Origin of the sequence: Paenibacillus sp. WLX1005 (genome assembly GCF_046603685.1) — a bacterium.
Taxonomy (GTDB): Bacteria; Bacillota; Bacilli; order Paenibacillales; family Paenibacillaceae; genus Saccharibacillus.
Genome location: NZ_CP176756.1, coordinates 1,965,195 through 1,978,711, shown reverse-complemented (window position 1 = coordinate 1,978,711; position 13,517 = coordinate 1,965,195). Strand labels below are relative to the sequence as shown.

The 13,517-nt window shown below is 46.8% G+C and carries 11 protein-coding genes; 2 read left to right on the top strand and 9 right to left on the bottom strand.

Annotated features, from left to right (window positions below; genetic code table 11):
* Nucleotides 1-100: 100 nt before the first annotated feature.
* The 9 genes from ACE3MZ_RS08575 to rpiA form a co-directional block, all read right to left on the bottom strand.
* Complete coding sequence (locus ACE3MZ_RS08575) at nt 101-2,572, bottom strand: S9 family peptidase (protein WP_411346023.1); 2,472 nt, start codon at nt 2,570-2,572, stop codon at nt 101-103.
* A gap of 35 nt (nt 2,573-2,607) precedes the next feature.
* A complete protein-coding gene (locus tag ACE3MZ_RS08570; protein ID WP_411346022.1) occupies nt 2,608-3,477 on the bottom strand; it encodes an ABC transporter permease in 870 nt (289 codons plus the stop codon).
* A gap of 77 nt (nt 3,478-3,554) precedes the next feature.
* On the bottom strand, nt 3,555-4,487 hold the full coding sequence (locus ACE3MZ_RS08565) for an ABC transporter permease (RefSeq protein WP_411346737.1): 933 nt from the start codon (nt 4,485-4,487) through the stop codon (nt 3,555-3,557).
* 51 nt (nt 4,488-4,538) lie between these two features.
* Nucleotides 4,539-6,095 (bottom strand): ABC transporter substrate-binding protein, encoded by a 1,557-nt coding sequence (locus ACE3MZ_RS08560; protein ID WP_411346021.1) that lies wholly within the window; start codon nt 6,093-6,095, stop codon nt 4,539-4,541.
* Between the two features lie 114 nt (nt 6,096-6,209).
* Nucleotides 6,210-7,394 carry a M20 metallopeptidase family protein gene (locus ACE3MZ_RS08555; protein WP_411346736.1) on the bottom strand — a complete coding sequence of 395 codons (1,185 nt, stop codon included), beginning with the start codon at nt 7,392-7,394 and terminating at the stop codon, nt 6,210-6,212.
* Nucleotides 7,395-7,468: 74 nt separating this feature from the next.
* Entirely contained in the window at nt 7,469-8,221 is a 753-nt protein-coding gene (locus ACE3MZ_RS08550; protein ID WP_411346020.1) for a FadR/GntR family transcriptional regulator, read from the bottom strand.
* A gap of 200 nt (nt 8,222-8,421) precedes the next feature.
* Complete coding sequence (locus ACE3MZ_RS08545; RefSeq protein ID WP_411346019.1) at nt 8,422-8,898, bottom strand: MarR family winged helix-turn-helix transcriptional regulator; 477 nt, start codon at nt 8,896-8,898, stop codon at nt 8,422-8,424.
* Nucleotides 8,899-9,151: 253 nt separating this feature from the next.
* Nucleotides 9,152-9,778: an FMN-dependent NADH-azoreductase gene (locus ACE3MZ_RS08540; protein ID WP_411346018.1), complete on the bottom strand. Its 627-nt coding sequence runs from the start codon at nt 9,776-9,778 to the stop codon at nt 9,152-9,154.
* 345 nt (nt 9,779-10,123) lie between these two features.
* On the bottom strand, nt 10,124-10,801 hold the full coding sequence (gene rpiA / locus ACE3MZ_RS08535) for a ribose-5-phosphate isomerase RpiA (protein ID WP_411346017.1): 678 nt from the start codon (nt 10,799-10,801) through the stop codon (nt 10,124-10,126).
* A 243-nt stretch (nt 10,802-11,044) separates the two neighbouring features.
* On the opposite strand from rpiA, the gene ACE3MZ_RS08530 reads away from it, so the two are divergent.
* Nucleotides 11,045-11,242, top strand: coding sequence for a hypothetical protein (locus ACE3MZ_RS08530; RefSeq protein WP_411346016.1), 198 nt, complete (start codon nt 11,045-11,047; stop codon nt 11,240-11,242).
* Between the two features lie 471 nt (nt 11,243-11,713).
* Complete coding sequence (locus ACE3MZ_RS08525; protein WP_411346015.1) at nt 11,714-13,471, top strand: methyl-accepting chemotaxis protein; 1,758 nt, start codon at nt 11,714-11,716, stop codon at nt 13,469-13,471.
* The last annotated feature ends 46 nt before the right edge of the window (nt 13,472-13,517 follow it).

The window sequence follows — 13,517 nt, the reverse complement described above, 5'->3', positions numbered from 1 at the left end:
GAGACAAAAAGCGCCCGAACACATAGACCAAGCTATTGTCGGGCGCTTTTTCTGTTTCCGTGTCGCACTACTATAAACCTTCTCAGTCCAATATTCAAGGTTAAATCCACAAAAACGTTTGCTCATGTTTCAATCGCAGTTCATAAACGGCGCTACCATAAGGTGTAAACGACTCGAACACCAATTCCCATTGTGAGCCGATTCGTTGCTCCAACCAGCTCTTTTGTTCCGCATTCAAGTTCAATCCGTACAGATGGTTATGTTCCCAGTGATATTGTTCGTGCTCTCGCCATCCTAGCCCGAATGCCAGCAATCGACGAACCCCGCCCACATGGATGAATGTAAACGAAAATCCGTAACGGAGTGCGTCTTCCCACGGCTCGTTCAGTTCAAGCGCTGTATCCAGTCGCTCTTGCATGTCCATCTGTGCATCAGCCACATGCGGCAATAACGCTTGCCACTCCTGTCGCTGAATACAGTCGATTAACTGCTCCGCCCCCCAATCGCTGCTCAATACATTTTCTATCCATAATCCAACAGGAATGGATAATTTCACAGATGGTTGTAGCCAATGATGAAACCAATCATTCACCTGCTGCAACAGATCGACTCGGAAAGAAGGTTTGCCTGATTTTAATACCCCGTGATTGGAAGCTGCATATCGGATCATACGGACTGGCTTATTGTTGCGATGCAGGGCAGTATACATCTGTTCTCCCTGTTCTACCGGACAACGCAGATCCTGCTCACCATGTATGATCAATAGTGGTGCAGCAGCGTTATGAGCATGCGCCACTGGCGAACGATCCCATAATTTTGGCGCATGTTCCCAAGGATTGCCACCAACAATCCCTTCGGTATACGAAACTCCAATATCACTCGTTCCATAAAAGGATAACCAGTTCGAAATGCAGCGCTGACTAACTGCCGCATGGAAACGCTCATTATGCGTAATGATCCAATTGACCATCAATCCGCCATAACTACCACCGCATACACCAAGCTTATCCTCATCTATATCATCGCGTGCTGCCAATACTTCATCGACAGCCTGCATGAGATCGTCATAATCACCACCGCCAAACTCACCACGACACGCTTGAGCAAATGCTTGACCATATCCAAAGCTACCGCGTGGATTGACGAGAAGCAGCATATAGCCCTGTGATACAAGCGTCTGCATCTCATGACTGTACACCGGTGAATACATCGCATGCGGTCCACCATGAATTTGCAAAATCAGCGGTAATTTGCCTGTATGATGCTTGCCTTCAGGCTTCATAATCCAGCTCTGTACAGATTGTCCCTCTGAATTCGTATACCGGAATGATTGTGGAATAATAACCTCCTTGCCATTCAGCCAACTGCTGCCATGAGTCGTTAACACCTGCTGATGTGGACGCGAACTGTCATCATGATGATTCATAAACCATTCTACCAGCTCATACGGACGTTCCGGTGTTGCTTCCAGCGTAATCCATGAGTCTCGAGATGGGTTATACATGATTTGATGAATATCCCGCTCGCCATCTGTCAGTAAAGTAATATGCCCCACTTCATCAGTCTGTATCTTATACAAACCAGCATTGCCCTCATAGGAGCCGATCACATGGATATGAGTATCATCCTTACCGTATGTCGGACCTGGACGCGCCGTACACATTTTCATATCATTTAGAATGAAATTTCCAAATTGAATATCCATATTGGGAGTTAGCTCTATACATTGCTGGGAGAGGGCATCCAGACGATATATTGTATTCTGCGTACCACTACCAAATGTACGATCATTGGCGATCAGAATCCAACCACTTTCATCGGCAAGCCAATTGATCTGACTAATACTGAATGAATGATTCGTATGACATGTCACCTCACCAGAAGAACAGTCCACTGTATACAGATCATTGAAGGGGGAACCGTCTTCATCTGGCTCTGTATAATACCTACTATTAATAGAAGGAATTTTTTGACCGAGGTAGGCGATAGAGGTGCCGGACGGTGACCAGACCGGTGCAGAAGCCTCTACTGTATCTTCTGTCAAACGAATCGCCTCTGGCTCTCCAAGCTGCCATAACCACACTCTGCCGATCTGTCCATCCCACCAACCACTGCCTTCCGCTCGTGGGGTCGTACGCTGCAATACACGCCCACGAGTATCATCATGAACACCCGTCCCATTTTCAAAAGGTTCACGGCTAATCAATACGATATGCTTGCCGTCCGGTGACCAGCTAAATGTACCGATTCCCTTTTTCATAGACAGCGCAAGAGTCGCCTCCTGCGTCTGGACTGACCAGATCCACAGTTGCGGCAATCCTTCTGTACGGCGGATAAAGGCAATCTGTCTACCATCTGGTGACCAAGACGGCGCACTATCGGCAGGTCCGTCCGTCAATGGCGTATCATCCTTATTGTCTGCTGAGAGCAATCGTAGCGTACTTCTATACTGATTGCTCTCAGCATCTATCCTTTTATGCACATATACAATTTGTCCATCCGGAGCAACAGACGGATCGCTGACCCACTGGCTCTGGTATAGATCTTGCGGTTGTATCGATAATCGTGTCATGCTGTTCCTCCTTCTAGCATATGCTTCCAGTTGATTTACGCTTGATCGTTAGTAATACGCGGGTCCAGCTTATCCCGCAGCCAGTCGCCTAGGAAAATCACACCTAGTACGGTTAACGTAATCGCCAGTCCTGGGAATGTCGCGACCCACCAGCTCGTCGCAATATACTGCCGTCCATCACTCAGCATACCGCCCCATGATACATCCGGCGGCTTGATGCCAAGCCCGAGAAAGCTCAGGGAAGCTTCCATAAGAATAGTCGTCGATACATTCATACTGGATACAACAATGAGCGTTGACATTACATTAGGCAGCACATGTCGGAAAATCAACCGAAATTGCCCTGCACCGACCGACTGTGCCGCTTTGACAAAATCACGTTCTTTTAACGTCAGCACTTCACCACGGATAACGCGCGCATAGGTAACCCAGTTCGTCAACCCGATCACGATAATAAGCGTCATCAAGCCCGGCTTGGTCACCGCCAGTACAACCAATGCGAACAATACGGCTGGAATCGCTAGAAACGAATCGGCAACACGCATAATGATCGCGTTCACCCAGCTACCGTAATAACCGGACAGCAGTCCAAGCACAGCACCGATAATGCCAGAGACAAGCACCGCCCCAATACCGACGATCAACGATACGCGTGCACCGTATACGATCCGACTCCAAATATCGCGACCCAAATTGTCTGTACCCAGCCAGTATTCCGATGTGCCGCCATCCAGCCATACCGGTGGCTTTAGCCGCTTCAATGGATCAACTGCACCCGGATCATGTGTTGCCAGCCACGGAGCCAGCAGCGCACATAACGCAACTAGAATCAATACGATCAGTCCGATGATGCCTGTCTTGCTGCCACTCAGCTGACGCAACCAGTTTCGTCCGGATTGTTTCATACCTGTATCCCTTCTTTCCCTGCAAACTTGCTGTGTTTATATGCCAATGTTCCATTCATTGTATGATTGCAAATCAATCAGTTATATTTAATGCGCGGGTCCAGCAGACGATAAGCGATATCAGTCAGCAGATTGCCGATAATTACAATGACGGCAATCACGAATACCGCTGCCTGTACAATTGCCATATCATGCGTATTCACTGCGGTGACGAGCAGCTGTCCCAAACCGGGCCACGCGAACACCGTTTCTGTAATTAGCGTACCGCCGATCAGCCCAGTGAACTGCATCCCCGCAATCGTCACAATCGGAATCATGCCATTGCGTAGCGCATGTCGGGTAATACGGACGAATCGGTTTACCCCTTTGCTCTTGGCAGTCACCATATAATCCTGATTCAGAATCTCCAACATGCTGGAGCGCACCAGCCGAGTCATCTGTGCACCGATCCCGACACCTAGTGTAAAGGCGGGCAAAATCAGATGATCCAATCCCCCTCGTCCTGATACCGGCAGCATGCCGAGAATAACCGAAAATAGCAGAATCAACATAATACCCATCCAGAAGTTCGGCATAGCTTTACCGATAACCGATACCCCAGAGATAATCAGATCGGTAAATGTATTACGCTTCACTGCCGACCAGATTCCAAGCGGCACGGACATCACAATCGCGAACACCATCGCTGCTGCCGCCAATTCTATACTGGCAGGCAAACGCTCCAGCACAAGCGGTAACGCCGATTGTCCGTATCGGAATGATGTACCAAAATCGCCCAGCAGCGCACTACCGAGAAACTTGATGTACTGCTGATACAGCGGTTGATCCAGCCCAAGCGCTTGTGTCAGCGCTGCCCGATCTTCCGCTGTTGCTGTTTCTGGCAGCATCAGTGCCACCGGATCACCGGTCACACGCACCAGAATGAAGACGATCAGCGATACAAGCAGCAGCACCGGTATAATCTGCAGCAACGTGCGCATAATATAAGTTTTCACATGCAATCCCTCCATGAACGGCAAAGGGCAGGGATATTCCCAGCTCATCCCTGCCCTGCTCGTTAATTATCCATTCACAGGCGTAATTTCATCCGCATAAAACATTTCATCACTGCGCGGTTCAAATTTCACACGATTGTCCGTACCGTATACACCTTCCATTTGGAACAAGTATACTGCCGGGCGATCTTCCGCCAAAATCTGTTGCACTTCCTCATATTGCTTTGCACGCGAAGCCGAATCCATATTAACAGCTGCCGCTTGCAGCAATTGTTCTACCTTCGGATTGTTATAATCCGTTTCACCTGCCGCTTCGGATTTCAGATAGCGGTTATAGTTATTCGATGCGTCGAACAGCGAGTTACCGATCCCGATCATATATGCTTCTTTGAATGATTTGGAACTGTATTTTTCGCTAAATGCACTTGGCTCTAACACATCCAGTGTTGTTTTGAAACCGACCTGATCCAGCATCGCCGCAACGACTTCGGCATACTCTTTGTATTGCGACGAGACGCTCATCGTAATCTCTGGTCCGCCGCTGCTATAGCCAGCTTCTTGCAACAATTGTTTCGCTTTTGCTTGATCATATAGCGTTTGTTTGTACAGCGACGGGTCAGCACCAAAGTTCCCCGGTGTTACCGATGTCCGTGTGACTACACCTGCCCCGCCAGCGATACTGTCTACAATGCCTTGCTTGTTGATCGCCAGATCAATCGCTTCACGTACTTTGGAGTCGGCGGTTACACTGCCATCACTCATACGCAAAATGATTTGCAATACACGTTGAATCGGTACTTTTACAATATCCTTGCCATCCTCTTGCTGAATACGCTCTACATCAGTTGCCGGAATACCAGAAGCGATATCTACACCACCTGCCAACAATTCAGATACACGAGTGGACGATTCCGGAATGGCGCGGAATACAACTTCATCCCACTTCGGCTTATCACCAAAATAATCATCATTGCGTATCAGCTCTACACGATCATCCTTGATCCATTGTTTGAATTTGTAAGGCCCTGTACCGACAGGTTGTTTCAGAAACTGCTCCATGCCGTTTTCCTCAATGTATTTGGATGGCAGAATGCCAGCGCCCATTTTGGTCAAACGGTTCAACAGCAGCGGGTCTGGACCATCGGTTACGATATCGACCGTATGATCGTCCACGACTTTCACTTCTGTAATATTTTTAAAATAGGAGTTTTGCTTGAGCGAGCTGTCTTTGGCGACACGCTCAATGGTGTATTTAACATCGGCTGCTGTAAATGGATCGCCGTTGTGGAATTTCACGCCCTCACGCAGCTTGAAACGCCACGTCGTATCGTCAGTCTGTTCCCATGATGTAGCGAGAACCGGCACTTTCTTCTGATCTTTGTCATTTTTGAGCAAATAATCATACATATTTACCAATACGGCTTCACTGGCAGTATTGTTATTGTTATGCGGGTCAAAGCTCTCAATATCGGTCGATGTACCAATAGTCAGCACTTTGCTGTTCGTAGCACTATCTCCCTGCGCTGCGCTGTCATTATCGCCTTTGTTGCCGCTGCAACTTGCCAGCACAATTGCAATGATCAATACTATTACGCTGCTGCCAAACCATTTGGACGTTCTCATTTCATCCACTCCTATACTTGTCTATGGGATTCATTCCAATCCATATTGCGGGTATTGCACAGATTCACGGTTCACGGTTCACGGTTCACGGTTCACGGTTCACGGTTCACGGTATTAATTGTCCCTAACGTTCTGCGAAACCGCTAGACCTTGCAACGCCAGAGCCGACAACATCGCTACTCCGTAAGGCAATGCCTGCTCGTCCAGATCAAACCGCGGATGATGCAGTGGATATGTGTATTCTGGACTGCCATTTCCCGTACCTAAGCGGAAGAAGGCACCCGGCACCTGCTGCGCATAAAAAGCAAAATCTTCTCCGCCTGTCGACGGCTGCATGACTGTCCACTGCGGTCCATCTGGTAATTGTTCACATGTACGGGTCAGAAAATCCACCAGTTGCGAATCATTATGTACAACCGGGTAGCTCATCCGGTAATCCAGCTCAACTACCGCATCGAATGAAGATGCCACACCGTCCAGTACACGCTTCATCAGCTCCGGCATCTGCTGACGCACACTTGCTGACAATGTACGCACGGTCCCACTCATCTGCACCTGATCTGCCAGTGCTGTAGCCATCTGCCCGCCTTCAATGCGACCGATACTAACAACTGCTGTATCGAGCGGATTCAGCATACGACTGCATATATTTTGCAGGGCAGTGATCATCTGCGCTGCCGCTGCTATCGCATCGACTCCTTCATGCGGACGTGCTGCATGACCGGATTGCCCGTGAACGGTAATCGTGAAGAAGTCAGCTGACGCAAAGGCAGCACCTTTACAAATAGATATTTCCCCGACAGGTAAACCCGGAAATACATGTAGACCAGTGATCCAATCTACTGCCGGATTGTCCAATACCCCGTCGCGGATCATTGCTTGCGCACCTGCCAGTCCTTCTTCCGCAGGTTGGAAAATGAATTTGATATTGCCGCATTCCGGTTGACCGATATCGGTTAACAGCTGCGCAGCTCCCATCAGCATCGTTGTATGCGCATCGTGACCGCACAGATGAGCTTTGCCCGGAACAGTAGACGCATACTCCACCTGCTTGGCATCCTGTATCGGCAGTGCGTCCATATCCGCTCGCAAGCCGATCGTTGGACCCGGCTGTTTGCCTTCTAACAGTGCTACCACGCCTGTTTGTCCAATACCAGTCTGAACGTTCAAACCGAGTTGCTGTAAATGCTCCGCCACAATCGCCGATGTGCGATGTTCCTCATACCCGATCTCTGGATGACGATGCAGATCTCGTCGCCATGCACTGAGCTTGGGTTGTAACTGTCTTGCCAGCGGCATCAATTGCGGCAATGTCTGCTGCGCCGGTAAGTGTTGCAGTGCCTCTAGCAACCGCTGATTGCCAGTACTGTTGATCACGATTCTGGCACCTCCTCATCTGCTGGACGTTCTTCGAATACACGCCGATGAATGGCTGATGCCGCCTGCTCAATATGACGTTTCATCAATTCGCGCGATTGTACTCCATCCCGTTCACGCAGTACCCGTAGCAATTCAAAGTGACTATCCGAGTTGCGCACGCGCACCTCATTGCTGTATGGCATCAGATCAAGCGCCGGATTGATCTTCGTCCGAATCGAACGGACTGCCTTTTCAAAATACACATTGCCTGACGCACGCGCGATCGACAGATGAAACTTCACATCGAGTGAGCGGAATAGTTCACGCGGACAATCTGCCTCAATGCTCATATCGAGATATTGCTGCAACTGTCGCAGCTCTGCCTCGCTAATTCGCTGCGCTGCCAGACATGCCGCTTCCGGTTCAATAATGAGCCGATATTCAAATACCTTGCTCCACTGCTCCCAATCGGCAGCAATTTGATCCCGGTGACGTCGATGCGAATGAAGCGTCAGCGGCAAAATAAAAGTACCCCCGCGTGCACCAACCCGCTTCTCGATCAGCCCTTCCTCCTCTAGCCGTGCCAGCGCTTCACGTACCGCTAGCCGACTAGCATTGAACATCACAGCCAACTCTCGCTCATTCGGCAATTGTTCCTCTGGTAGCAACTCCTTCAGAATAATCGCTTCTTCCAGCTGCTCAAAAATAAAGTCACTGACCTTCTTGGGGGAGACTTTTTCAAATTGTTGTGGAAAATACGTAGGCATGCCATCCTCCCTATATTGTAAATGGTATATGGTACGAACTTTAGACCATTTAAAATGGCGACAAAATATGACTTTTCATTACTATACCCGCTCTTTTTCAGCAGGTCAATGATTATTCATACAAAATTGATAGGAATTATCTATACAACAAAATCACAACAAAATCACATAAAAAAAGCCCAACCGATAAATGCTATCGGTCAGACTGTTTTGTCCGCAGCTGCAAAGCCCAATTGCTTGAGCAGCGGGATGACAACCAGCTTCTCTTCCTGCGACAAGCCTGCCATCGCTTCCACGATTGCCTGCTTATGCTGATCAAAGATGCCTTCAAAAAATGAATTCCCCTGTTCCGTCAATTCGGCAAAAATAACACGACGGTCATTGTCGCACGAACGGCGAGCAAGCAGATTCTTTTTCTCCAGCTTGTCCACCACATACGTGATGTTCCCACTGGAAATGAGTACCTTTTGTCCGATCTTTTGCAGCGGTTGCGGTTCTTCGCTGTGATACAGGAAGTCGAGCACGCCGAGTTCAGTCGGATTCAGACCATAGCTCTGTATATCGGCATTAATCAGTGATACCACTGACTGATAGGCACGCGATAAAACAGTCCACAGATGCAGCGATTCCTTCTCCACATCGTTAGCAGGAGCGGTTGTACGGTTTGCCTGTTTCATAATTAGGTCCCTCCCTCATGATGTTTAACGCCTGACGCACTGCCATTTTCGCAGCACACCAGGCGCCATTGTAATCGATGAATCTGATACTGAATACATCAGAAAATCAAGAATACCTTACATGTCTTACTTCGACATATATATGTTCCATTCCTGCCGGTTTCTCTGTCTGACTGATCGTATTCAAGTGAGAAGCAAAGATCATATGCAAGCATGGGAACCACAGGATAACAAGCTCAAGCAGCGAACAATCTTAGAATTGTGTTGCTGTTTGTTTCGCTTTTTCCAGACCTTCAGCAACGATTTGAGCTGCACGATCAGGGAATGCGTTGTGACCTTCGATCAGGAACTTCTCAACATCAGTGATGCCCCAGAATCCGAGCATGGAACGTACATAACGAACAGCCAGCTCAACGTCTGCGCCAGGACCTTCGGAGTATACGCCACCACTTGCGTGCAGCAGCATTACTTTTTTACCGCCAGCCAGACCTACAGGACCTTCTGGAGTATATTTGAATGTTTTGCCCGCTTGGGACAGGTAGTCAAAGTAAGTGTGCAGTACAGCAGGAACGGTGAAGTTCCACAGCGGGAATGCGATTACTACTTTTTCAGCTTCCAGGAATTGAGTCAGGTAGCGGTTGATCAGATCAACAGCAGCTTGCTCTTCAGCAGATACTTCGATACCTTGGGATGCTTTGAAGTTCGCACCGATTACGAATGCATCGTAGTAAGCTGGTTTTTCTTCAAACAGATCCAGGACTTGTACTTCATCTTCTGGATGGGAAGCTTTGTAGCTTTCCAGGAAGGCATCATACAATTGCACAGTGATCGCTTGATCAGCAGGACGGTTATTAGCTTTGACGAATAAAACTTTAGACATGGTATTCTCTCCTTTTAACCTGTACGGAAATTATGAATTAGTAAATCTTGATTTAAAGATAGTATAACAAAGCATATTTGTCAACTGTGAAATTGTGAACAATCCAGTGGCAGTCTCCACGATTACATAACAAAAAGCCGAAAAATGTTCACATGCAACATTTTTCGACTTACATTGAAATATACGCAATCCAGTCAGCGATAATACTCGTATAAGAACATGTGTCTGTTCAAGCAGTCAGATTTTATCCTAGTAACGATTAGAGCTTATCCTTCCAAATAGAGCTTATCTTTCCAAGCCTTTGTTAATTCCGTTTGGAAGGATACGCATATTTATAAATCACGTTTATCTGCCAGCGCGTAATACTTCAATCGTTCCACTATTATAAGCAACGATGACCGCACTCGCCAGACCGATAAATAATCCGTTGTCTACGACACCAGGAATATCATTCAACTGACGGTGCATACGCGCCGGATTCAGAATTTCTTTGAAATGACAATCCACCGTGTAGTTACCGTTGTCGGTAACAAACACTTCACCATCTTCCGTTTTACGTAGAACTGGCGTGCCGCCCAGACTTTCCAACTTCTCAATTGTCCATTCGTGTGCAAAAGGAACAACTTCTACCGGCAGTGGAAATGTACCTAACCGTTGCACAACTTTATTTTCGCCGACAACGATCATTACTTGGCGACTGCGGGCAGCGACAATCTTCTCTCGCAGTAAGGCACCACCGCCACCTTTGATCAGGTTCAGATCAGGGTCCACTTCATCTGCGCCATCAATGGTCAGATCAATCATGCCAGCTTCGGCAAAAGGCACAATGGGAATGGAACACTCGCGTGCTAATTTTTCCGATTCCATCGATGTAGCAACTGCTCGGATCGTCAGTCCTTGTTGTACGCGTTCTCCCAATTTACGAATAGCATAAACCGCTGTAGATCCCGTTCCCAATCCTACTGTCATTCCATCTTCTACCCAGTCTACCGCTTTTTCAGCAGCCAGCTGTTTGATATTCATAGCTTTCGTTCACTCCATCATCCAGATTTTTGCCGGTTTCTCCACTCTTATGATGCGTTACGCTTTCATAAATGGAGAAGTACCACAAACGTTAACCACCTATTACTCAAACTTTACTTTGCCCAAATACATGTTCAATTTATCATCATCCATAGATTTCATGATTCAATTGAACTATACTGAAACTGGCGAATATACGCAGTTACACATCCTATCCATTCCCACATTAAAGGAGTCAACGCTATGCGAACTGAAAATCAGATCAAGGCGAAGCTACACGAATTGAATGCCCAACAAACGAATCTCCGAACAAGACTCTCCACCCTCACACCAGAAGCAGCTGCATACACAGCTCTAAACGAACAACTTGTCCGTCTGGAAGACATGTGCCTCATGCTGGAATGGGTACTGGACCAGCCTCAGGGCAATTATCATGCCTGAATAACGTCTATACCCCATTTTATCCCAACCATTTGAGAAATACAAAGGTAATCAACGCACAAGTATAATTGCAATATTCGACATGATCCCACAGAAAAAATTATTTAAGATGTTGTTTCAACATTCTTTATACAGGGTATAAGCTAATAGTCTTATAGAACTAGTTTAAAAGACTCAGCTTCATCTCCTGATAATTTTTTTATAACGCTATAACATAATACCTTACAATTTCCGACATATTAAGTTATGTGCAGCCGAGTGAAATTGAATTTTTTACTAGGTTAAGGCAAAAATTGGTTCCGATGTTTAATTGTTACTTTTGCCTCATACCGAATAAATGATTCTAAATACCTAATTTACTGAGGTGTGCAAAATGTCGGGGATGGTAAACCGATTGTCTATAATGGCAGTCGAATTGCCATAGCGTCGAACGAATTGTATTTATCAATTAGATTACAGGAGTGAAGTTCATTGAAAAAACTAGGCAAACTGTCCTTCTTTGCAAAAAACCTGATCATCTCGGCAATGAGTATTATTCTGATCGGTGTTATTTTGCTTGTCAGCAGCTACTTTACCCAGAAAACGATTTTGATTGACCAGCTTCACGGGCAGATCCAAGCGGTTACGGATACTTTTGCTCAGGGCATTACTACCCAGCAAGTTCAACAAGCAATGGCTGAAAAAAGCTATGAAGGTCCAGTACAAAGCGAATTACGTGCATATCTTGATAATGTAAACAAATACAATCCGAATATCGCACAAGCTTATGTATTTGGTACCGAGCTTGAGAATGGCAACGGCACACAGCTGGTTGCGGTTCCAACCAAACTGATGGAAGCTCTCAAAGAAGGCAAGGTCAATATCGGCGACATGTACGAACAGCCGCAAACGATCGTTGAAGGTGTTCAGGAAATGCTGAAAACCGGACAGACTACATTTACCAGCTTCTATAGTGACGATTTTGGACTGTGGACTACAATCCTTTATCCGATCAAAGACTCCAATGGTAAAATCTTTGCCTACTTCGGTGTTGACGCCGATGCGAGCGCAATTCCGGACGGTTTGCATGAATTGCTTCTTCGCGGAATCACTATTATGGTTATCTTCCTTGTCCTGATCTTTATCGTTCAGTTCTTCATTGTTCGCCGCACACTCTCTCCGATTCGTGAATTGATTCGCGGGATTGAAGAGGTTAGCAAAGGAAATCTGGATACTCATATCAAAACGGGTAAAGACGATCTCGGTATTATCAACCAGAAATTCAACGAAATGGTTGCGAAAATGAACAGCGTTATCGTCAACGTTCAATCCGCTTCCAAACAAGTGACCGAATCTGCCAAAATGCTGATGGATAGTGCTTCAGACCATAGCAGCCGCTCCATGACACTTGCTAACAGTGTACAAGACATCGCGGATGGCATGAAATATCAGGAAGCCGCTACTGAAGAAACAGCCAAATCGATGAGTGAAGTATCGACAGTCATCAATACGATTGCCAAAAACTCCTCTACCGTTTCGGATGAAGCCTATGCGATGGAACAGAAATCCGCGCAAGGGAATCAAATTGTATCCAAAGTAACAGACCAGATGGCATTGATCTCCGATTCCGTACATGAAACTGCCAAAGCAGTCGAACTGCTGGAAAGCCGTTCACAGGAGATCGGTAACATTCTGGGCATCATTACAGGAATCTCCGGTCAAACCAACCTGTTAGCATTGAACGCTTCTATCGAAGCTGCACGTGTTGGCGAGCATGGCAAAGGTTTTGCAGTTGTAGCTGGTGAAGTTCGCAAACTGGCAGAACAATCTGCCGATTCAGCAAATCAAATCAGCACATTGATCGCTGAAATTCAGTCCGAGATTCAAAATGCCGTAACATCGATGAAAAAAGGTACGCTGGAAGTGGAGCATGGAATGTCCATCGCTGATCAAACCGGCTTGCTGTTTGCCGATATTCACAATGCAACCAAAAAAGTAACGGAGCAGATTCAAGATATCTCTAGTGCGACTCAACAAATCTCTGCTGGTACAGAAGAGATGACCGCAACTGCAGATAGCCTGAAAACAACGGCAGCAACTGCCGCTGCTAATAGTGCCAAAGTATCTGAAAACCTGGAAGGTCAAAAAGCAACCGTTATTTCGACTTCGGATGCTGCCAACCAGCTTTCCACAATGGCTGAACAGCTCCAAGAATTGATCTCCCATTTCCACGTACGCAAAGTTGATTAATATAGAATTCATCTAATATTCAAATTCATCTGATATTTTCTGGTAA